Annotated in this window: 19 protein-coding genes; 12 read left to right on the top strand and 7 right to left on the bottom strand. The window is 26.3% G+C overall.

Going from position 1 to position 22,682, the window contains the following annotated elements:
* The first annotated feature begins 593 nt into the window (after positions 1-593).
* Together trxB and infA are read left to right on the top strand one after the other, a co-directional pair.
* Positions 594-1,556 carry a thioredoxin-disulfide reductase gene (trxB, locus tag CRV10_RS01405; RefSeq protein WP_136130036.1) on the top strand — a complete coding sequence of 321 codons (963 nt, stop codon included), beginning with the start codon at positions 594-596 and terminating at the stop codon, positions 1,554-1,556.
* Between the two features lie 212 nt (positions 1,557-1,768).
* The gene (infA, locus tag CRV10_RS01400; protein ID WP_136130035.1) at positions 1,769-1,987 is read left to right on the top strand and encodes a translation initiation factor IF-1; all 219 of its coding nucleotides are present in this window, start codon (positions 1,769-1,771) and stop codon (positions 1,985-1,987) included.
* A gap of 22 nt (positions 1,988-2,009) precedes the next feature.
* Here the strand turns inward: infA and rimK are convergent, their stop codons facing one another.
* The 3 genes from rimK to CRV10_RS01385 all read right to left on the bottom strand — a co-directional run bounded on the left by rimK (position 2,010) and on the right by CRV10_RS01385 (position 5,081).
* Positions 2,010-2,900, bottom strand: a complete 891-nt coding sequence (gene rimK, locus CRV10_RS01395) for a 30S ribosomal protein S6--L-glutamate ligase (RefSeq protein ID WP_136130034.1) — start codon at positions 2,898-2,900, stop codon at positions 2,010-2,012.
* 38 nt (positions 2,901-2,938) lie between these two features.
* Positions 2,939-3,661 (bottom strand): oxygen-insensitive NADPH nitroreductase, encoded by a 723-nt coding sequence (nfsA, locus tag CRV10_RS01390; protein ID WP_136130033.1) that lies wholly within the window; start codon positions 3,659-3,661, stop codon positions 2,939-2,941.
* Positions 3,662-3,863: 202 nt separating this feature from the next.
* Positions 3,864-5,081, bottom strand: a complete 1,218-nt coding sequence (locus CRV10_RS01385) for a serine hydrolase (protein ID WP_136130032.1) — start codon at positions 5,079-5,081, stop codon at positions 3,864-3,866.
* A gap of 514 nt (positions 5,082-5,595) precedes the next feature.
* Between CRV10_RS01385 and moeA the strand changes: the two genes are divergently transcribed.
* Both moeA and moeB read left to right on the top strand, forming a co-directional pair.
* On the top strand, positions 5,596-6,831 hold the full coding sequence (moeA, locus tag CRV10_RS01380; RefSeq protein ID WP_136130031.1) for a molybdopterin molybdotransferase MoeA: 1,236 nt from the start codon (positions 5,596-5,598) through the stop codon (positions 6,829-6,831).
* A complete protein-coding gene (gene moeB / locus CRV10_RS01375; protein ID WP_136130030.1) occupies positions 6,832-7,587 on the top strand; it encodes a molybdopterin-synthase adenylyltransferase MoeB in 756 nt (251 codons plus the stop codon).
* Between the two features lie 183 nt (positions 7,588-7,770).
* Here moeB and CRV10_RS01370 read toward each other — a convergent pair whose 3' ends face one another.
* Complete coding sequence (locus CRV10_RS01370) at positions 7,771-8,178, bottom strand: H-NS family histone-like protein (RefSeq protein ID WP_136130029.1); 408 nt, start codon at positions 8,176-8,178, stop codon at positions 7,771-7,773.
* A gap of 1,188 nt (positions 8,179-9,366) precedes the next feature.
* The gene (locus CRV10_RS01365; RefSeq protein ID WP_136130028.1) at positions 9,367-9,879 is read right to left on the bottom strand and encodes a porin family protein; all 513 of its coding nucleotides are present in this window, start codon (positions 9,877-9,879) and stop codon (positions 9,367-9,369) included.
* Between the two features lie 999 nt (positions 9,880-10,878).
* Here CRV10_RS01365 and serS point away from each other — a divergent pair.
* The 8 genes from serS to CRV10_RS01330 all read left to right on the top strand — a co-directional run bounded on the left by serS (position 10,879) and on the right by CRV10_RS01330 (position 18,813).
* Positions 10,879-12,168: a serine--tRNA ligase gene (gene serS, locus CRV10_RS01360; RefSeq protein ID WP_136130027.1), complete on the top strand. Its 1,290-nt coding sequence runs from the start codon at positions 10,879-10,881 to the stop codon at positions 12,166-12,168.
* Positions 12,169-12,335: 167 nt separating this feature from the next.
* A complete protein-coding gene (gene serC / locus CRV10_RS01355) occupies positions 12,336-13,424 on the top strand; it encodes a 3-phosphoserine/phosphohydroxythreonine transaminase (protein ID WP_136130026.1) in 1,089 nt (362 codons plus the stop codon).
* Between the two features lie 77 nt (positions 13,425-13,501).
* Positions 13,502-14,788, top strand: a complete 1,287-nt coding sequence (gene aroA, locus CRV10_RS01350) for a 3-phosphoshikimate 1-carboxyvinyltransferase (protein WP_136130025.1) — start codon at positions 13,502-13,504, stop codon at positions 14,786-14,788.
* A 62-nt stretch (positions 14,789-14,850) separates the two neighbouring features.
* A complete protein-coding gene (gene cmk / locus CRV10_RS01345) occupies positions 14,851-15,543 on the top strand; it encodes a (d)CMP kinase (protein WP_136130024.1) in 693 nt (230 codons plus the stop codon).
* Between the two features lie 105 nt (positions 15,544-15,648).
* Entirely contained in the window at positions 15,649-17,331 is a 1,683-nt protein-coding gene (gene rpsA, locus CRV10_RS01340) for a 30S ribosomal protein S1 (RefSeq protein WP_136130023.1), read from the top strand.
* A 71-nt stretch (positions 17,332-17,402) separates the two neighbouring features.
* Positions 17,403-17,690, top strand: coding sequence for an integration host factor subunit beta (gene ihfB, locus CRV10_RS01335; protein WP_136130022.1), 288 nt, complete (start codon positions 17,403-17,405; stop codon positions 17,688-17,690).
* Between the two features lie 178 nt (positions 17,691-17,868).
* Positions 17,869-18,039 (top strand): Trm112 family protein, encoded by a 171-nt coding sequence (locus CRV10_RS03735; protein WP_422386880.1) that lies wholly within the window; start codon positions 17,869-17,871, stop codon positions 18,037-18,039.
* Positions 18,040-18,171: 132 nt separating this feature from the next.
* A complete protein-coding gene (locus CRV10_RS01330; protein ID WP_136130021.1) occupies positions 18,172-18,813 on the top strand; it encodes an MBL fold metallo-hydrolase in 642 nt (213 codons plus the stop codon).
* 15 nt (positions 18,814-18,828) lie between these two features.
* On the opposite strand, the gene CRV10_RS01325 is transcribed toward CRV10_RS01330, so the two are convergent.
* Complete coding sequence (locus CRV10_RS01325) at positions 18,829-20,019, bottom strand: amino acid aminotransferase (RefSeq protein ID WP_136130020.1); 1,191 nt, start codon at positions 20,017-20,019, stop codon at positions 18,829-18,831.
* Between the two features lie 107 nt (positions 20,020-20,126).
* Positions 20,127-22,556 carry a porin gene (locus tag CRV10_RS01320; RefSeq protein WP_136130019.1) on the bottom strand — a complete coding sequence of 810 codons (2,430 nt, stop codon included), beginning with the start codon at positions 22,554-22,556 and terminating at the stop codon, positions 20,127-20,129.
* Positions 22,557-22,682 lie beyond the last annotated feature (126 nt).

The raw sequence follows: 22,682 nt of genomic DNA, 5'->3' as shown, positions 1-22,682 counted from the left end.
TAGATAATTAAATATGATAGAAATTGTATAAAAATTAATGATATATCTATTCGTTAGTTAAAAAACATAATTTCTTATTATAGTAACTAATTTTTTATTATTGAAAATACGATGGGAAATTACTTTTTAAATATCTTTTTATATGAAAATAAAAGTATATAGATAACATAAAAATAAAATATTTAATATTATATTTGTTATTGTATATTTACATATACATTGATTTTATTTATTGGAATAATATCAATGATTTAATATTATTAACAGTATGCAAAACTTGATTTTTTGTGTTTATAATTTATTGATTACCAATAGATACAAAATATTAACTTATTAACTACGTTATTTAATAATTTATTTTATGTACTAAGTAATGTATTATATAATTTGTGAGTTTAGTCGTTTTGTTTCATTATTTTTTAGCAATATAATTTGTAATATTACTAACTAAGAAATAAACATTTTTTATTGATAAATATAGCTAATAATCAATGTAACTAATATATTAATAATTTATGTTTAACAATATAAATTGTGTTACTATATAATTTAGTAATCATCAAATCTATCAAGATTAATTTATAGAGTAATATATGAAAACAAAAAAACATTGCAAATTAATAATTTTAGGATCCGGTCCTGCGGGTTATACGTCGGCTATCTATGCTGCACGAGCTAATCTTAATCCTGTACTAATCACTGGTATGGATAGAGGAGGACAGCTTGCTACTACTAATGAGATAGAAAATTGGCCAGGAGATCATTCTAATTTGACAGGTCCATTATTGATGGAACGAATGTATCAACACGCTAAAAAATTTAATACAGAAATTATTTTCGATCATATTGAAAATATTAATTTACAAAGTCGTCCTTTTCATTTATCGGGTGATTATGCATACAGTTGTGATGCACTAATAATAGCAACTGGAGCATCAGTTCGTTATATCGGTTTAAAATCAGAAGAAAATTTTAGAGGTAAAGGTGTATCTTATTGTGCAACTTGTGATGGTTTTTTTTATAAAAATAAAAAAGTAGCAGTAATTGGTGGAGGAAATACTGCTATTGAAGAATCTCTTTATCTATCTAATGTAGTATCTGAAGTACATATAGTTCATCGTCGTGATATTTTTAATGCTGAAAAGATTTTAATTGATAGATTGATGAAAAAAATAGAAGAAGGCAAAGTTGTTTTGCACATGAATTATACAGTACAGGATATCATAGGGAATGAAACAGGAGTTACCGGATTGAAATTAAGTTCTAACGTAGATGAGCAGCAAGATATCATTTTAGATGTAGTAGGAATATTTATTGCAATTGGCTATGTTCCAAATACTAATTTTTTAAACAATCAATTAGAATTAGAAAATGGGTATATAAAAATTAAAGGGGGATTAAATGGTAATGCAACTAGAACTAGCATTGATGGCGTATTTGCTGCAGGTGATGTAACAGACCATATTTATCGACAAGCAATAACTTCCGCTAGTACTGGTTGTATGGCTGCTCTTGATGCTGAATTTTATCTAGATTGCTTATCAAAAAATAATTAATAAAATATTTTTATATTTTTAAAATTTAATAAAATAACAAGTTTTAGGTATACTTATTGATAAATATTCAAGTTAGTAATTTTTTAATTAAAGTCATACTAGAATAATGTATACTTTATAATCAAGATTACTTAAGAAAACAAACTAATAATAAATTTACAAAATTGTTTTATTCATTTCTTGATTTGATTAATGTAAAGTTAGAGGATCTGATGGTCAAAGAAGATAATATTGAAATGCAGGGTACTGTACTAGATACTTTACCGAATACTATGTTTAGAGTAGAACTTGAAAATGGACATATCGTAACTGCTCATATTTCCGGTAAAATGAGAAAGAATTATATTAGAATCCTAACGGGTGATAAAGTAACAGTTGAATTAACTCCTTATGATTTAAGTAAGGGAAGAATTACTTTTCGTAGTCGATAGATTATGTATATAAATAAAATTTTTATTTATTATTTGAATAACAACATCTTTTTTCAACTAAGTCAATTATCATACTTGCAATATTTAAACCGCTTGCAGTTTCAATACCCTCTAGACCTGGAGAAACATTAATTTCTGTAACCAACGGACCTCTATTAGATCTGATAATATCAACTCCTACTACTTCTAAATTTAGTATCGAAGCTGCTTTTATTGCAATATCACGTTCTTGATTAGTAATTTCAATTTGATAAGCTTTACCTCCTCTATGCAAGTTAGAACGAAAATCTCCTATCTTGGATTGTCTTTTAATTGAAGCTACTACTTTTTTATCAATAACTAAACAACGAATATCACAACCATCAGCTTCTTTAATAAATTCTTGTATTAAAATATTAGCATTCATGATACGAAAAGCATCTATTATACTTTCTGCTGCTCTAGATGTTTCAGCTATTACTACCCCAACTCCTTGAGTACCTTCTACTAGTTTCAGTATTAAAGGAACACCACCTACTAAATCAATTAAATTTTTAGTATCTTCATGCCAAGACACAAAACTAGTTATTGGGATATCAATACCTGCCTTTGCTAATAACTGCAATGCAAACAGTTTATCACGTGCTTTAGTTATAGCTATTGATGTATTAAGTGAATAACTTCCACACATTTCAAATTGACGCAATAAGTTAATGCCGCAAAAAAAACTAGATATACCTATTCGAGGAATAACAGCATCAAAATGTTCTAACATTGTGCCATGTAAATAGATATTAGGTAATATAGGATTAATATTGATATAACATAATAAAGGATTAATATTTCTTATAAAATGTCCGCAATTTTGAGCTACCTTAATTAAGCGACAACAAGAATAAAGTGTTTTATCACGTGATAAAATAGCTATTTTCATTATTCAACACCTCATATTACTATTATCTTTTTAATTTTTTAATATATACCCCAACCTTGTTTATGTAAATAATTCAACATATATGGTCGCATTTCTTTAATCATTAATTGTTTGATTAATTGACTCCAAGTATCATTACGTTTATTATTGCTTCTATTTTGATAATATTTTTTAATATCTAAATTATATCTTTCTAGTATTTTTTGATTTAAGGGATGGTATTTATTTTCATGAACAATCACTTCCCATGGTATTCTAGGTTTTATTTCGGGTATGTATTGGGGATAACCCAAACAAAGTCCAAATAGTGGCAATACAAACTTCGGTAAATATAATAACTTTACAGCTTTTTCAATATCATTACGAATACCACCTATGAAAACACCTCCAAGATCCATGGATTCTGCTGTAATCATCGCATTTTGTGCCATCATTGCAGTATCAATACAACCAATAATTAGATATTCAATATAGCCTAACTTTGCATTAGAACAAACTTCTATATGGCGATTAAAATCAGCACAAAACACCCAAAATTCAGCAGATTCTAATATCCATTTTTGATCACCTGACAATATCGCAAATTCAGAACGTAATAATTTATCACTGATACGTATAATGGAATAGCATTGTAAAAAACTTGATGTAGATGCTGACTGCGCTGCTTCAATTATCTGTTTGCATTGCTCATTACTAACTGCTTGATTAGTAAAATTGCGAATAGAACGATGATTACAAATTAAATTAGTAATTGATTTCATTAAATCTCCAGACACTAATATTTGGTTAACCTAGTTTTATATAAATAGCTATTACGTTGATATAAGACTTAAGAAATAAAAAATCAATTTTTGAAATTACTTTACTGCAATGTTCTTACTTTACATTATAAGAATAATAAATCTTAATAATTGCATGTTAATACAAAGACATATCAAAATAATATATATAAAAAATCAATAATTAATGAATATATTGCAACAAGATACTAATCCAATTGCTCATTTTTATGATTAAAAAATCAATAAATCTACTTAAAAAGTTTCCTTTCGTAACTTCACTTAGTGCTATCAATGGACAATGTTCTATATGTTGACCATTAATTTGAAAATCAATAGTTCCAACTATTTGATTTTTGACTATAGGTGCTTCTAAACGCTTTGAGTGTAAAGTAAAATAAATTTTAATATCTTTTTCTTGGCCTTTAATCACACTTAAAGATAAATTTTTATTCACACCAATATCAAGTTTGTTTTTGTTTCCAAACCATACTTTTTGTTGTATAAAAAGTTTGTTAGCTTTAATAGGTGTTACTGTCTCAAAAGAATTAAAGCCCCAAACTAATAATCTCTCACTATCTCTAAAACGAATATTTTCATTAGGAGAACCTAGTATAACTGAAATTAAACGGGTATTATTTTTTATAGCAGAAGCTACTAAATTATTTCCAGCACTTAACGTATGACCAGTCTTAATACCATCAACTTGTAAAATACGACTCCATAGTAATTTATTCCGATTAATCTGCTTAATTTTATTAAAAGTAAATTCTTTTTCTTTATTCAATGCATATTCTTCAGGAACATCACGAATTAGTGCTTGCCCAATTAATGCCATATCACGGGCAGTACTATATTGTCCTTCTGCATCAAGACCATGTACTGTCATAAAATGAGTGTTTTTTAATCCTAATGCTTTGACATAGTAGTTCATTAAATCAACAAATGCATCTTGACTACCTTCTATGTGATCAGCTAATGCTATACAAGCATCGTTACCAGATTGAATAACAATTCCTTTATTTAAATTATATACAGATACTTGATCACCTGGTTTGAGAAACATTAAAGATGATCCTTGTAATAATGGATTTCCAGGAGCCCATGCATCTTCACCTATGGTTACTAAATCTCCATATTTAATTGTACCATTTTTAATTTTTTGTCCTACTACGTAACTAGTCATCATTTTAGTTAAACTAGCCGGATTAAGTCTTTTGTCAGAATTAAATTCTGATAATACTTTACCATTAGCATAATCAATAAGGATCCAAGATTTAGCGTTAATTTTAGGTGGTAAAGGTGTAATTTCTTTAGCATAAATGCTATAAGGAGTAGTAATTAAGGAAAATGTTTCTATAGTAAATACTATTATAAAAAGAATACTTTTAGCTTTTATCATTTGCGTTTATTAACTTTAAGTAAAAGATGTTATTAAAAGAATTAATTATAATTGTTTTTTGAATTTAATCATTTATTTTTGTATTGTTAATTCAATAATTGCTTGTTTGTCAGGAATAACGTAATTAAGATTATAATAATTTATTCATTAAAAATGATTATTAAAAATCATCTAATCGTTTTTAAACCAAAATGAATTTTTTTAATTTAACTATTTCTTTATTGCTATTAACTAATTATAGTAATATAATTAGTCTTTTTATAAAAAATCAATATTGATGTACTTAAACTATTTAATTTTGTTTTTAAATATTATTGCCAATTGATTTTGATATATTTCTTTTTATTACTAATATATTATAGTTGTAAAACATATCATTGATGTCACTTCACTATAATATTACTTCACTATTTATTAATTTACAATAAATTAAAATTTATATTTAAAAAGTTGATTATTTTTATAATAACGGAAGTATAATCAATTACTTTATTGTTATGTTATGATTATTTAAATGAACATTTATATTGAAAAATTAATATCATTCAAAAATGCTAAGAAAATAATGTTAACACATGCTCAAACAATAAAAGGTTCTTTAAGAATAAGAGTTGTTGATGCATTAGGTTATATTACATCTAAAAAAATAATATCCCCTATTAATTTACCATCATTTAATAGTTCGGCTATGGATGGTTATGCTATAAGATATAAGGATGTTAAAATTAATCATCTGTTAAAAATCAATGGTAATTCATTAGCTGGTAAACCGTTTCAGGGCAATTGGCATAAAAATAGCGTAATACAAATAACTACTGGCGCTTTAATACCACAGTATTGTGATTTAGTGATTAAAGAAGAAGATACTAAAAAATTTGGTAATAATATAATTATTACCAAACCTGGTATATTAGGACAAAATATTCGTTGGCAAGGTGAAAATATTAAATGTGGTGATTTAATAGTAGATTTAGGTGTAAAACTTAGTATATCTGAGTTGCCATTAATTGCTTCATTAGGCATTACTAAAATTAATGTAATACGCAAACTTCGTGTTGCAATTTTCTCTACAGGAAATGAATTGCAAGATATTGGAAAAAATATAAAAATTCATCAAATTTATGATATTAATCGTTTTTCTATTGCTCTTATGCTTAGTAAATTAGGTTGTGAAGTTATAGATCTAGGTATTGCAAAAGATAATGCTAATTATATAAGAGGAATGATCAAACAAGCGGATGATTATACTGATATAATAATTAGCACTGGAGGAGTATCGATTGGTAAAACTGATTTTATTAAACAAGTATTAGAAGAGAAAGGTAAAATTATTTTTTGGAAAGTAGCTATAAAACCTGGTAAGCCTTTTACATTTGGTCATCTAAATAAAAGTTGGTTTATTGGTTTGCCCGGTAATCCTGTTTCAGCTATGGTAACATTTTACCATTTAGCACAACCTTTTATTTTAAAATGTATGGGACAAACCTCCCCATCTATAACACAAATTCATAAGGTACGAACTGCAACAACTTTAAAAAAATCACTTGGCTTAACTGAGTTTCAAAGAGGTTTTCTATCTCAAAACTATAATAATGAAATGGAAGTACATTCAACAGGAGTACAAGATTCACATGTTTATAGTTCGTTTTCAAAGGCTAATTGTTTCATTATATTAGAGCCTGAGAGAGGTAATATAGAAATTGGAGAGTTAGTACAAGTTGAGCTTTTTAATCAATTACTTAAGAGTTAAATGATAAGTTTAAATAATAAAAAAGAAATATTACGTTATGTTGAACAGATAAAATTAAATAAATTTAATTTTGATGGTCAACAAAAGATCAAATCCAGTAAAGTAGCTATAATTGGTTTGGGAGGATTGGGTTGTGCAGCTTCAATTTATTTAGTAGCTGCAGGAATAGGGGAAGTTACGTTGATTGATTTTGATACTGTGATATTATCTAATCTTCAACGCCAAATTTTACATCATGATCTTGATATTGATACCCCTAAAGTTTACTCAGCTGCGGAAGATCTCTCAAAAGTTAATCCGCACTGTATACTTAATTTAGTAAATGATAAACTAAAAAATCAAAATATGTCAGAAATAATTATAAGACAACAAGTTATTATAGATTGCACTGACAACATTAAAACTAGAGAACAAATTAATCTTCTATGTTACCAATACAAAATTCCATTGGTTTCTGGAGCAGCAATTAGCATGGAGGGTCATTTAAGTGTCTTTAATTGGAGATTAGATACACCATGTTATCGATGCATTAGTCAATTTTTCACTAGAGATAGTCTTAATTGTATACAACAAGGTATTATGTCACCTATTGTAGGTATAATTGGTGCAATGCAGTCAATAGAAACTATTAAATTATTGACTGATTATGGTACAATGAGTAAAGCTAGTTTATTAATCTACGATGCATTAAACTCAAAGTTTGATCATATAAAAATAAACAAAGATTTAAATTGTCAAGTATGTAGTGTGAGATAAAATGTGATATTGTAAGTTGATTTTTCTAAAAAATTATTATTTTTAGTAGATTTATTTGATATTACGCAGCTAGTATTTATAATTGTACACTATAAGTCGTGTAATATTTTAATATAAAATAATTCCAAAAAAAACAAGAAGCCGAGTCCCCAAAAGGGCTCTCAGCTAATAATTTGATTCTATTCAATCAATCAATAATAGGAAACTATCTAAATTTTTACCTTCTGCTATAGCTTTTTTAATAGCTACCGGAGTTCTACCTTGACCAGTCCATGATTTTTTTTCACCATTTTCATCTGTATAATAATATTTAGCTGGTCTTGGAGTACGTTTATTACGTTTTTTATTAATTTCTGTTATACCTAATAATTCATTAGGATCAATACCATCTTCTAAGAGCATTTTACGATATTTAGATAGTTTTTTTTCCTTTTCTCTATTTTGAATTTCTTCTGTTTCAGCTTCTTCACGACGTTCAGTTACCACAACTGTTAATTTTTCAAGAATTTCTTCTAAATCAGCAAGTGGCAATTCTTTAGTCTGAGCACGTAATGTACGAATATTATTTAAAATTTTAAAAGGATCACTCATAATAATATCCTTAATTATAAATTAGGAGTGCAATAAGGTGTTATTAATAATATTGATGTAAATCACTTAATAAATAAATTATTTTTATCATATAAAAAATTATAGTATTTTTTAATTTAATTAATTATTATTAATAATTAAATTTATCTGAGTGTTTAAAATTATAAAACACATGAATTTACAATTATTATGAATAAAAATATTAAATATTATTTTAACACATGTTCCTTAAAATTTTTATTATTTAAAATAAATCAGTAGATACACAAAAATTAAAACAGAATTTTTATGATATTTTTTATAAAAAATAGCTCGTTGTTGATGTTAATAAATAAAAAATTTAATTATAACTTAATTCATAAACATATAAAAAACAGTGATTGTTTTAAAACAGTGATTGTTTTTATGAAAGTATTAGGTATGGGTGAATTTAAAATAATAGTATTACAAACAAAATAATAATATCTAAGAAATATATAACGTAAATATTAATATGTTTTATATGTTATTATTTAATCAGTGTTTATAAATTATTTTTGAATATTAAAGCAACTCAAAAATAAACAAATAAATTTACAGATTTAATGGTTTAATATTGATTAAAAATATTAGATCTTTAACAAGAGTAAAAAATAAATCATGTAAGTATGTTTAGTTTCTTTAAGAAAACAAATATATTAAATTGATTTTTTATAATACTTGATTTATATATCAATTTCACATAGTCTTTATTAAAGATATCAAGATAATCTCACAATATATTATGAATATATTATGAATAATTTTTGTAAAATGAATTGTATTTATTCATAATACTGAATATTTTATTTTTTAATTAATAATTTGAAATCTTTATATATAATTTATTTCTACTATAAGTATTATATAATTTTTAAGAATTAATTATTTTAATTTCTTTATAAGCAGTGAATTTACTATTTTTAATTACGACAAATTATAGGAATAAAACAATATACTATAATTATTAGTAATGTCTTAAATTTATATCTTTACCTAATATTATTATTTAATAAATGATATTTATTTCTTAAGATTACATTTGTATCTTTACCAATTTATTGATTACAAAATATCAATAATGTTCTAATATCTAATATGATAGCTAATATATTTCTTTATATGTATATGTAAAAAGACGGCATATACAGAACCGTCTTTAACAAAAATCTAGAAATTATAACCTATACCAGCAATTATATTAGTTATAACACCACTTTTCATAATACCTTTTTCAACACCTATATCAATAACAAAATTTTTCACTGGATTAAATTGGATTCCTGTAATGACTGACAATCCTAAACGTTTAAAAATAAATTTATTTCCTATTACAACTACATGTCTACTTTGAAATTTGCTGTAAGCTAAACCCATTCCTCCATAAATACTAGACCAACTATTCAAACGATACATTAGGCCAGTATCAATACTGTAATATTGACTTTTTAAATAAAATTTATTTTCAAATTTACTTACTTTAGTATATACAAATGAATTCATCCAGCTAATTGGAAAATATTTGCTATTCTCATAACGATGTCTTATATTAAAACCATTTGAATTTATAGGTATTTTTTTTGAATTTCCATGAGCAGTACCACCGGATACAGTGATGTTTGCATTTGCTATACCTAATATTAAGGTACAAATTAATGCAGGTAAATATAAAAACTTTTTCATAATTAACCTCAAAAAATGAAAAATATATTTTCATTACTAATTATTAGAATCTAAAAAAATCAAAATTATTTTTTTAATTTATTTGTAAATAATATTATATTTATTAATAATTTTTCAAAATATGTAATTTATCTATTATTGATCTGTAGTTCAATTTTTTTATAATTATTATTTTCTAATTTAAATTTTATTATTTAATAAATTTTATAATATTATTGAATTATCATATGTTTTATTTTAATGTTTTTATAAATAACATATTATTGTGATCCATTAGAAAACAAAATAGTATTAATAGTAATTGCTTAAAATTAACAATAAATATAGCAAATAATTAGTTCAAAAATTTTTTGTTTATTCTACAAATCAAATGATAGTATAAATTAATGTAGGATACTGTCAAAAAATAATAGATTAAAATAAATATTACTGAAAATATAGATGATAATCATTTATTTACTAATTTGACTTATATTTCATAATACTATGAAAAACGTATCTTCTTGATAAGATGTATTACCTATATAGTAGATTGTATTAGTAGATTGTATAAATTTATCTTAACATTAGAATAAATGTACAAGAAAAAGCTTCATTGAAGTAATTGAAGTAGATAAGATGATTGCTAAAATAATTTCAGGAATCAGAATTTACATCAGAAATTTTAAATGGAATCACACTAAGTGATAAATTAAAATAGTTTTAATAAAATACTTCTAAGAATTTAATCTTAATAAGATACAATCTTGTTTAAAATTAACTAGCTGAACTTTGTAGCATTATCATAAAAAATACTCGAAAAGTAATGATTTATATTACAAATTATGTTTAAATTTGATATTTTAATCATTTCACATCCTAATATATAGAGAATCTACTATTATAGTAATGTGCTACAATCCAAAGTAAAATTATAAATTAAATAAAATCAATCATTGAAATTATTTTTTTAACATTGTTTAATATATTTATGCAAAATCTTAAATGTATAGGATAGTTATGCTAGATCCATTTTTATTACGTACTCAACCACAAATAGTAGCAGAAAAATTAAGAAAAAGAGGATTTTCTTTGGATTTAGCAAAAATAATTTCTCTTGAAAGTCAACGCAAATTATTACAACGAGAAACTGAGCAATTAACCATATTATATAAAATCAAATCGCAATACATTGGTAAAATTAAAGCTAGTGGACAGAATATCAATGAATTATGTATGGAATCGAAGATATTAAAATCTAAATTAGATTATAGTAAAATAAAATTAAATGAATTACATAATCAAATTAAAGATTTTCTTGTACAATTACCTAACTTACCTGCAGATGAAGTTCCTGTTGGTAAAAACAATAGTGAAAATCTTGTTATTAGTTATTGGGGAGAATTACGAAAGTTCAATTTTAAAATCAAAGATCATGTGGAATTAGGTGAGATAAATAATGGTTTAGATTTTATTTCCGGAGCAAAAATAACTGGTTCTAGATTTGTATTAATGCAAGGACCAATTGCTCTTTTACACCGTGCCTTAGGACATTTTATGATTGACCTCCATACCATAGAACATGGATATCTAGAAACTTATGTACCTTATTTAGTTAATCAGGAAAGTTTATACGGCACGGGACAATTACCAAAATTTAGTGAAGATATATTTCACATACATAATATAAAAAATAAATCGGAAATTAAAAATTACTATCTTATACCTACTTCTGAAGTACCACTTATTAATTTTGCAAAAAATAAAATTTTTAGAGAAGAACATTTACCTATAAAACTAACTGCTCATACTCCTTGTTTTCGTTCTGAGGCAGGATCTTATGGACGTGATGTACGTGGTTTAATTAGAATGCATCAATTTGATAAAGTTGAATTAATTCAAATTGTGAAACCGGAAACATCAATGAATGCTTTAGAAGAAATAACAAATCATGCAGAACGAGTATTAAAATTATTGAACTTGCCATATCGTAAAGTATTATTATGTACTGGAGATATGAGTTTTGGTGCAACTAAAACATATGATTTAGAAGTATGGTTTCCTTCACAAAATAATTATAGAGAAATTTCATCTTGTTCCAACATGGAAGATTTTCAATCACGTAGAATTAAAGCTCGTTATCGTAATTCAAATAAAAAAATTTCATTAACTCATACTTTAAATGGCTCAGCTCTTGCCATAGGAAGAACATTAGCAGCAGTTATGGAAAACTATCAACAAAAAGATGGTGCAATTATAATACCAAAAGTTTTAAGTCCCTATATGAACAATATACAGAAAATAAATTGATAAAAATATAATTTTTTACTAAAAGAATTTATTGAGATATTAATAATACTTCAAATAAATTAAAAAAATTAATTCTAATTATCTAACATATCATAAATATTTATTACGTTTTCGTAAATATTCAATATTAATAAAAAATAATTTACTAAAATAGTTAGCAGGAACAAATGGAAAAAATATATAATTTTAGTGCAGGACCAGCAATGTTACCAATTGAAGTTCTGTATCGCGTTAAAAAAGAGTTAACTAATTGGAATAACTTAGGAGTTTCTGTGATGGAAATTAGTCATCGCAGTAAGCACTTTATCAAAATAGCGGAAAAAATCATTCAAGATTTTCGCGAATTGCTAGAAATACCTCCTTATTACAAAATACTATTTTGTCATGGTGGCGCAAGAGCACAATTTGCAGCAATACCTTGTAATTTACTTGGATTATTCTCTACAGCTGATTATGTAAATGGAGGATACTGGTCTAACAAAGCAATAGAGGAAGCTAAAAAGTATTGCTTACCTAATATTATAGATGTGAAAATTATCAACAATGATAAAAATGAAATTATTCCAATGCAAAATTGGAATATTAATGATAACGCAGCCTATTTACATTATTGCCCTAATGAAACTATTGATGGTATTGCTATTCATGAACAGCCTGATTTTGGAGAGAAAATAGTAATTGCTGATATGTCATCAAATATATTATCAACTCCTATTAATATAAACAGTTATGGAGTTATTTATGCTAGTGCTCAGAAAAACATAGGTCCTGCTGGTTTAACAGTTGTTATAATAAACGAAAATTTATTAGAACGAAATATTAATTCAAACATCCCATCAATCCTTAACTATAAAATTTTAGCTAAAAATGACTCTATGTTTAATACCCCATGTACTTTTTCTTGGTATTTAGCAGGATTGGTATTCGATTGGTTAAAAGAACAAGGTGGTGTTGTTAAAATAAATAAAATTAATCAAATAAAATCTAATCTTCTTTATGAAACTATTGATCAGAGTGATTTTTATCAAAATAATATCTCTGAAAAAAACCGGTCTATTATGAATATTCCCTTCAAATTATTAAATAGTAAATTAGAAGATTTATTTTTAGAAACATCATCTCAAGAAGGGTTGTTTGCACTTAAAGGACACCGTGCAATCGGAGGGATACGTGCATCGATATATAATGCAATGCCTTTGGATGGAGTTAAAACACTAACTAGTTTTATGCATTATTTCGAGCGCAAATATGGTTAATAAAATAATGATACTTTAAATTTTTTTATAAAAACCTTATCGTTCATAAGATATTACATATTTTTTGGATTTTATTTATGAAAAATTCTATAATTTTAAAACCAATTCATCGAATTAATGGTACAGTTAATCTTCCAGGTTCTAAAAGTATTTCTAATCGTGCTTTATTAATTGCAGCTTTAGCAAAAGGAACAACAAAACTATATAATCTATTGAATAGTGATGACACTAAATATATGTTAAATGCCTTAAAAAACTTGGGTATAGCTTATGAATTATATAACAATAATACTGTATGTAAAATAACTGGTAATGGTGGTTCTTTTACATCATTAAAATCCACACAATTATTTTTAGGCAATGCAGGTACAGTCATGAGACCATTAACTGCTATCTTGTCTTTAGGATCTCAAGACGTTATATTAACTGGCGAAACGAGAATGACACAACGTCCAATTGGTCATTTAGTAGATGTTTTACGAAAAGGTGGTGCTAAGATTGAGTATTTAAAAAATATTAATTATCCACCTGTTAGGATATATGGTGGTTTCATTGGTGGAGAATTTTCGATCAATAGTAGTATATCTAGTCAGTTTTTAACTTCGTTATTAATGGTATCCCCTTTAGCTAAAAAAGATACTAGAATTAGTATTAAAGGATATTTAGTTTCAAAACCTTATATAGATCTTACTTTAAAAATAATGAGTCATTTTGGAATTCAAGTAGAAAATGACAATTATCAGCATTTTTTGATAAAAGGACAACAACAGTATTATTCACCACAGGAATACTTCATTGAAGGAGATGCATCTTCTGCTTCTTATTTTCTTGCTGCAGCTGCAATTAAAGGTGGTAAAGTATGTGTAAAAGGAATTAACTATAATAGTATTCAAGGTGATATACGTTTTGTTGATGTAATAGAGAATATGGGTGCACATGTATATAAAGGAATTAACTATATATCATGTACATCAGGTAAGCTAAAAGCTGTAAATATGGATATGAATGATATCCCTGATGTTGCAATGACAATTGCTATAATGGCTTTGTTTGCTAAAGGTATAACAAAGATAAAAAATATCTATAATTGGCGTGTTAAAGAAACAGACCGTATTTTAGCAATGGCAACTGAATTACGTAAAGTAGGCGCTGAAGTTGAAGAAGGTTACGATTATCTTATTATTAATCCACCAAAAAAATTTTTTCATGCTAATATTGATACCTATAATGATCATCGTATAGCTATGTGTTTTTCTCTTGTAGCATTATCAGACACTTGTATTATAATCAATAATCCAAGTTGTACTAGTAAGACATTTCCAGAATACTTTAAAGAATTTGCTAAAATTTGTCATTATCATTAAATGATTAATTTTTACATAGATCTAAAGTAGAATGACAAAATTAATGATTATTAAAGGTAATAATGATGGCAGTTGTTCCTGTAATAACTATTGATGGTCCTAGTGGAGTAGGTAAAAGTACCATATGTAAAGAAATGGGAAAGTTATTAAAATGGAATATATTAGATTCAGGTGCTATATATCGTTCTTTAGCATTTGTTGCTATAAATAATCACATTAATTTAACAAACTCAAAGGATTTATTTCTTCATTTATATTCAAATTTCGATATAAAATTTTTCAATATAGATAATGAATTTAGAGTTATTTTAAATAAAGAAGATGTAACTGATAAAATTCGTGAAGAAAAAATAAGTAAATTATCTTCTATTCTTGCAACGTTACCTGTAATACGTAAATTATTACTCATAAAACAAAGAAATTTTGTTAAACAACCTGGATTAATTGCTGATGGACGTGATATGGGTACTGTAGTTTTTCCTTATGCAAAACTAAAAATTTTTTTATATGCAAGTTTAGAAGAACGTGCTAATCGAAGAAACTTACAGTTGAAAAAAAATGGTTTTAATGTTAAGTTTGAACGTTTACTTAAAGAAATCAAAAACCGAGATGATCGTGATTATAATCGCAAAATTGCACCTTTGTTACCTGCTAGTGATGCATTAATTATCAATTCAGAAAATATTTCTGTTGAAGAAGTTATAGAAAAAATAAAACAATACGCTCAAAAAAAATTATTATTTCACAATTTATGAACGTGATGGAGTTATGCCAAGGATTAGGTATCAACTATATAAAACAACACCAGATAACATGAAGTTAGATGGCAGTTAAAGTTAAGAGTTTGAAATATTATTAATATGTCTGAATCTTTTTCTCAATTATTTAAAGAATCACTGGAAGAAATAGAAACACGACCAGGTTCAATTGTTCGTGGCACAGTAATATCTATAGATCATGATATAGTTATGGTTGATGCAGGATTAAAATCTGAATCTGCAATTCCTATAGATCAATTCAAAGATATTACAGGAGAGATAAAAATTCAAGTAGGCGATGAAATCGATGTTGCTTTAGATGCTGTAGAGGATGGTTTTGGCGAAACAATTTTATCTCGTGAAAAAGCTAAACGTCATGAAGCTTGGATTATGTTAGAAAATGCATATGAAAATGCTAAAATTGTTATAGGAATTATCAATGGCAAAGTTAAAGGCGGATTTACTGTAGAAATTAACGGTATACGTGCATTTCTACCAGGTTCATTAGTTGATGTTCGTCCAGTTCGTGATATGTTTAATTTAGAAGGAAAAAATCTTGAGTTTAAAGTGATCAAACTAGATCAAAAACGAAACAATGTTGTTGTTTCTCGTCGTGCAGTGATTGAATCTGAAAATAGCGCTGAACGCAATCAATTATTAGAAAACTTATCAGAGGGAATAGAAGTTAAAGGTGTTGTTAAAAACCTTACAGATTATGGTGCATTTGTTGATTTAGGTGGAGTTGATGGTCTATTACATATAACTGATATGGCTTGGAAAAGAGTTAAGCATCCAAGTGAAATAGTTAGTGTAGGAGATGATATCATAGTTAAAATATTAAAATTCGATCGTGAGCGAATACGTGTCTCTTTAGGTTTAAAACAACTAGGAGAAGATCCATGGATAGCAATTGCAAAAAGATATCCTGAGGGCACTAAACTTTCTGGTAGAGTAACCAATTTAACCGATTATGGTTGCTTTGTAGAAATAGAAGAAGGTGTTGAAGGTTTAGTACATGTATCCGAAATGGATTGGACTAATAAAAATATACATCCTTCAAAAGTTGTTAATGTAAATGACTTAGTTGAAATTATGGTTTTAGATATAGATGAAGAACGTCGCCGCATTTCTCTGGGTTTAAAACAATGTAAACCAAATCCATGGCAACAATTTGCTGAAAAATACAATAAAGGTGATCGTGTCGAAGGTAAAATAAAGTCAATTACTGACTTTGGAATTTTTATTGGATTAGATGGTGGAATTGATGGATTAGTTCATCTATCAGATATTTCTTGGAATTCGAATAATGAAAGTATAGAGATATCACGTAATTATAAAAAAGGAGATGAGATTGCTGCTATTGTATTACAAGTTGATACAGAAAGAGAACGCATATCTTTAGGTATTAAACAATTGGAAGAAGATCCATTTCATAATTATATAAGCGCAAATAAAAAAGGGGAAATTGTTATAGGTCAAATAACTTCGTTTGATGATAAAAATGCTGTAGTTAAACTATCTGCTGGAGTTGAAGGTTGTTTAAAAATTTCTGAAATTTCTTGTGATCATCAAACAAATATAACTCATGTAATAAAAGTTGGAAATGAAATTGAAACAAAAATAATCAGTATTGATCGAAAAAATCGGATCATTGGTTTATCTATTAGGCATAAAGAACAAAAAGAACAAAAACAACAATCTGAAGAAAATAATAATGTTATTAATGAAGAAGTTAACTTCTCTAATGTTATGGTTGAAGCATTTAAAGCAGCTAAAAATGAATGATTAACTTAAAATATAAAAATTATTAAGCAATTCTTTGAATAATACTTTGATAATAGTTAATCGGAGATTATATGACAAAATCAGAACTTATTGAAAAACTAGCAAAAAAAAATATTCATATACCAATTAGAACTATTGAAAATGCAGTTAAAGAGATAATTGAACATATGGCTAACACTTTATCACAAGGTGAACGTATTGAAATTAGAGGATTTGGTAGTTTTTCATTGCATTATCGAGCTCCTCGTATAGGTCGAAATCCAAAAACAGGTGATAAAGTAGACTTAGAAGGTAAACATGTTCCACATTTTAAACCAGGTAAAGAATTACGTGATCGCGCAAATATTCTGGCTTCATGATTTTTACTAGATGCTGCATTTTAAACGCAGCATCCTTTATTTTATGCTTCTATTATTTATAGCAATTGTTGTTTATAAAATTATCTTGATATAAATAATTCTGAACATTTTAGTTAACATATTATTTGTTGTGATTGATTAATATAGACTATAGTCAGAATAGGAAATAAATATATAAATGGACAATGTTTTTTTTAAAACTGTAATTTGCCCTATATGTAATAGCAAATTAAATTATAATGTTAATTATAACGCATTAGTTTGTAACTTAGAATCATTAATATATCCCATTAGAGATGGAATTCCAATATTAATAAAAAGTAAAGCTAAACATATATCTATAAACTAATATAAACAGTTATATAAATTAATATAGTACAATTAAATAACATAATCATTGTGTATTTCATATACAATATTTAGAAAAGATAATTTATTTATTAAAACAATAATCCTTACTGTTTATATTTTAAGGTGTCCTATGAATTATCATATTATTCCTGTTACTTCTCTCATGCAAAATTGTTGTATTATTTGGTGTAAATCCACTTGTGAATCAGCAATATTAGATCCAGGAGGAAATGCTGAAAATATAAAAAAAATATTAACTAAGTTAAATCTTCATCCAGTAAAAATTTTAATAACTCACGGTCATTTAGATCACATTGGTTCTGCTAGAGAATTAAGTGAATTTTATCAAATCCCAATAATAGGCCCACATAAATTTGATAAATTTTTATTTGAATCACTATCAGAACAAAAAAATAACATTAATGAGATAAAATCATTAGCTTTTACACCTAATTGTTGGCTTAAAGATAATGATAAAATACAGATAGGTTTATTAACATTTGAAGTCATTCACTGCCCTGGTCACACACCAGGACATATTGTATATTTTTATCGTAAAGGAAGTTTTTTATTTTCTGGGGATGTTATTTTCAAGGGTGGTATAGGACGTACAGATTTTCATAAAAGCAATTATGATCATTTGATCAATTCTATTAATACAAAATTACTTCCATTAGGCGATAATATAACTTTTATTCCCGGTCATGGAACTATGTCTACTTTAGGATATGAAAAAATTAACAATCATTTTTTGAATTTACATTTAAATTAATTAAATTTTATTTAATTAAAGAACTTTTTTTATAGCATTACATAAAAAAGATATATTATAAGGAGTAATACCTGCAAAATTTATACGACCAGAATTTATAATATAAATACCAAATTTTTCATGTAATTTTAGGATCTGTTCTTGATTTAGATCTATACATGAAAACATACCTTGATGTTTGGTAATGAACTTAAGATCTTTTTGCACATTATTATTAATTAAAGTGTTCACAAATAAAGCACGCATGTTCTTTATTCGCATGTTCATACTTAACAATTCCTGTTCCCAAAGTTTATATAATAAACGATCTGCAGAAATAGTTGTTAATATTTTAGCACCATGCGCTGGTGGATTAGAATAATTAGAACGAATAACAGATTTTATTTGGCTAAAAGCATTATCAACTATTTTAGTACTTGATGCTACCAAAGTTATTGCACCAACTCTTTCATTATACAAACTAAAATTTTTCGAATAAGAACTAGCAATAATCATTTCTTCATGTAATTTTAAAAACATACGTAGTCCTTGAGCATCTTCATGTATATTATGTGCAAATCCTTGATAAGCAAAGTCAAATAGTGGCAATAAACCATTATTGTAAGATATTTCTGCTAAATATTTCCATTGTTCAATATCTAAATCAACCCCTGTTGGATTATGGCAACATCCGTGCAATAGTAAGATATCTCCAGCTTTAGCATTTTTTAATGAGTCTATCATACGATCAAATGCTAATGTATGATATTGATTATCATAATATGGATAATAATAAATTTCAAAACCTGCAGTACTAAATATGTTTTTATGATTAGGCCAACTTGGATTGCTAATCCAAATACGTTTTGTAGAAGTTTGTGTTAATATAAAATCTGCAGCTATTCTTAATGCTCCTGTACCACCTATAGTCTGAGCAGTACGTATATGATTTTTTGTAATACTTAAATTGTTTTTTTCAAATAATAGATTTTGCGTAAAACTAGCAAAATCCAACATACCTTCAATACTTAGATAAGTTTTAGTAGTTTCTTGTTCTAATAAAATGCTTTCTGCTTTTTTAACACTGTTAAGAATAGGAGTTTTACCAAAATTGTCTTTATAAACACCTATTCCAAGATTGATTTTGTTGGACCGATCATCTGCATAAAATAAATCAGCTAGTCCCAAAATAGGATCGTTTGGTGCGGATAAAATCGATTCAAACATAGTTTGATTCCATCCAATATATTAAATGTTATATATTAATTATTAATTTTAAGTATAAATAAAAAACGGAACTAATGCTCCGTTTTTTTATTTATAATAAAAATTATTTAAAACTTATAAACTAATCCTATAGCTAAAACATTATCTGGACCATTGAAATTAAATAGACGGTCTGGTTGTGTTTGATTGATGCGATAGTCAACATATGTTGACATATTTTTACTAATATCATAGGTAGCACCAATTTCGAGATATCTATAAATATATGTATCATTACCTTTAGTATTTTTAAATTTTGATTCAACATATGCTACAGAAGGACGAAAACCAAAATCAAATTTATATTGTGCAACGATTTCAAAATTACGCACTTTATCTGCAAAATTGTTAAAATGGGTTTTAGGGTCTGTTATATAAGTTGTAGTATATGTTTCACCATACATGGCAGCAAAATAAACATTATTTTTATCATATTTAATTGCAGCAGACCACTGTATAGCATGATCTGGCATAGAATGTAATTTATTATTATCTTGATTTATTTTTTTATCACTGTTTTTATTTTTATCGGTATTTATGTTTTTGTCGTTTTTATCGGTATTTATGTTTTTGTCGTTTTTATCGGTATTTATGTTTTTGTCGTTTTTATCGGTATTTATGTTTTTGTCGTTTTTATCGGTATTTATGTTTTTGTCGTTTTTATCGGTATTTATGTTTTTGTCGTTTTTATCGGTATTTATGTTTTTGTCGTTTTTATCGGTATTTATGTTTTTGTCGTTATCTTGATTGTTTTGATCACTATCTTGATTTATATTTTTGTTGTTATTGTTTTCAAAATCTTTATCTGTATCATTTTGATCACTATCTTGATTTATATTTTTGTTGTTATTGTTTTCAAAATCTTTCTCTAAACTATCATAAAAAAATCTATATTTATTACCTAAATATTCGTCGTTTTCTTTATATTTGTTTTTATTTTGATTATCAAACTCTTCTATCTCTTTCTGCTCATCTTCTTCTATACTACTTTGATTATTTTGTACAAATAATTCAGATTTGACATTATCAGTTTTTGGATTCGAATTATTTGGATTCGAATTATTTGGATTCGAATTATTTGGATTCGAATTATTTGGATTCGAATTATTTGGATTCGAATCATTTGGATTCGAATCATTTGAGTTCCAATTATTTGGGTTCGAATAATTTGGGCCCCAATTACTTGAGTTCCAATCACTTGGATTCCAATTATTTGGGCTCGAATAATTTGGGTTCCAATTATTTGGATTCGAATAACTTGGATTCCAATTATTTGAGTTCCAATGAGTTGGGTCCGAATCATTTGGGTCCCAATCATTTGGATTCAAATAAACTGGATGCCAATTATTTGGATTCGAATTATTTGGATTCGAATTATTTGGATTCGAATTATTTGGATGCGAATCATTTGGATTTAAATTATTTGGATGCCAATTATTTGGATGCCAATCATTTGGATGCCAATCATTTGGATTCGAATTATTTGGATGCGAATCATTTGGATTCGAATTATTTGGATGCGAATCATTTGGATTTAAATTATTTGGATGCCAATTATTTGGATGCCAATCATTTGGATGCCAATCATTTGGATTCGAATTATTTGGATGCGAATCATTTGGATTTAAATTATTTGGATGCGAATTATTTGGATTCGAATCATTTGGATTTAAATTATTTGGATGCGAATTATTTGCTTTATTAAATTTATGCAGCTTAAATCTACGTAACGGCTTATGTTTGATTGAAACAAATGTCGAAGATGAACTTGGCTTATCTACTTGATTTACAAGTGTGCTGTTTCCATATGCAGCACTTATACCTAATCCCATAGGAGAAACATAAGAAACTGATATTCCTAGAGTATTTCCATTAAAATTTGAAACATAAAAACTAGGAAAACGTTGACTTTGATATTGAACAGCAAAATCTAAATTTTTTATAAGTCCGAAGAAATTTTTATTACGGTAAGTCAACAGTCCACTATTTCTTCCAACTAAAAAATTATCTGTGTATTCTGAACTACCACCAAATTCCGGTAATATGTTAGTCCATTTACTCACGTCACTAATAATGCCATAATTACGTCCGTAATCAATAGATCCAAATGGAAACTTAAAACCAACAAAACCTAAATTTGCGTTACTACTAGAATTTATAGTTGTTTCTGGTGAATCAAGTGTAGATTGATATTGTAATTGTCCATAACCTATTATTTTATCATCTAATAAAGATTCAACTTTAAACCCAAAATTAGCACGACTTTTATCTATGCCAGTATTGTCTTCGCCATGTGGAAAATTAAAAACAAAATAATGACTTCTGTAATTAAAAGAAGTATTTCTATGTATTGCATTAGGAGTAAAATAATGTAATCCATCAATTTTACCATATAAATCTAATTTGGTATTATTTTTATTATAAACTTCTACTGCATTTGTTGCACCATTAATTAAAATAGTTAACATGGCTGCTATAAAAATTTTTTGCCTAACCATTATTCATTAGCCTCATTAGGGTTATTCAGCATAGTTATCATATTTTTTATGAATATAAATAATTTATAAAATTTAATAAATTTAATGTTTAATATAAAAATTTTTCACCTCTTGTTATAATGTTAA

This window comes from Candidatus Pantoea edessiphila (assembly GCF_002933355.1).
GTDB classification, from domain to species: domain Bacteria; phylum Pseudomonadota; class Gammaproteobacteria; order Enterobacterales; family Enterobacteriaceae; genus Pantoea_C; species Pantoea_C edessiphila.
The sequence above is the reverse complement of the archived record's forward strand: the minus strand, read 5'-3'. Positions and strand labels throughout refer to the sequence as shown.

Excerpts from the sequence above, each read along its gene's own strand:
- rimK (WP_136130034.1), bottom strand. The coding sequence starts at position 2,900 with ATGAAAATAGCTATTTTATCACGTGATAAAACACTTTATTCTTGTTGT.
- aroA (WP_136130025.1), top strand. The coding sequence starts at position 13,502 with ATGAAAAATTCTATAATTTTAAAACCAATTCATCGAATTAATGGTACA.
- moeA (WP_136130031.1), top strand. The coding sequence starts at position 5,596 with ATGAACATTTATATTGAAAAATTAATATCATTCAAAAATGCTAAGAAA.
- cmk (WP_136130024.1), top strand. The coding sequence starts at position 14,851 with ATGATGGCAGTTGTTCCTGTAATAACTATTGATGGTCCTAGTGGAGTA.
- rpsA (WP_136130023.1), top strand. The coding sequence starts at position 15,649 with ATGTCTGAATCTTTTTCTCAATTATTTAAAGAATCACTGGAAGAAATA.
- ihfB (WP_136130022.1), top strand. The coding sequence starts at position 17,403 with ATGACAAAATCAGAACTTATTGAAAAACTAGCAAAAAAAAATATTCAT.
- trxB (WP_136130036.1), top strand. The coding sequence starts at position 594 with ATGAAAACAAAAAAACATTGCAAATTAATAATTTTAGGATCCGGTCCT.
- CRV10_RS01320 (WP_136130019.1), bottom strand. The coding sequence starts at position 22,556 with ATGGTTAGGCAAAAAATTTTTATAGCAGCCATGTTAACTATTTTAATT.
- CRV10_RS03735 (WP_422386880.1), top strand. The coding sequence starts at position 17,869 with ATGGACAATGTTTTTTTTAAAACTGTAATTTGCCCTATATGTAATAGC.
- serC (WP_136130026.1), top strand. The coding sequence starts at position 12,336 with ATGGAAAAAATATATAATTTTAGTGCAGGACCAGCAATGTTACCAATT.
- CRV10_RS01365 (WP_136130028.1), bottom strand. The coding sequence starts at position 9,879 with ATGAAAAAGTTTTTATATTTACCTGCATTAATTTGTACCTTAATATTA.
- CRV10_RS01330 (WP_136130021.1), top strand. The coding sequence starts at position 18,172 with ATGAATTATCATATTATTCCTGTTACTTCTCTCATGCAAAATTGTTGT.
- CRV10_RS01325 (WP_136130020.1), bottom strand. The coding sequence starts at position 20,019 with ATGTTTGAATCGATTTTATCCGCACCAAACGATCCTATTTTGGGACTA.
- moeB (WP_136130030.1), top strand. The coding sequence starts at position 6,832 with ATGATAAGTTTAAATAATAAAAAAGAAATATTACGTTATGTTGAACAG.
- serS (WP_136130027.1), top strand. The coding sequence starts at position 10,879 with ATGCTAGATCCATTTTTATTACGTACTCAACCACAAATAGTAGCAGAA.
- infA (WP_136130035.1), top strand. The coding sequence starts at position 1,769 with ATGGTCAAAGAAGATAATATTGAAATGCAGGGTACTGTACTAGATACT.
- CRV10_RS01385 (WP_136130032.1), bottom strand. The coding sequence starts at position 5,081 with ATGATAAAAGCTAAAAGTATTCTTTTTATAATAGTATTTACTATAGAA.
- nfsA (WP_136130033.1), bottom strand. The coding sequence starts at position 3,661 with ATGAAATCAATTACTAATTTAATTTGTAATCATCGTTCTATTCGCAAT.
- CRV10_RS01370 (WP_136130029.1), bottom strand. The coding sequence starts at position 8,178 with ATGAGTGATCCTTTTAAAATTTTAAATAATATTCGTACATTACGTGCT.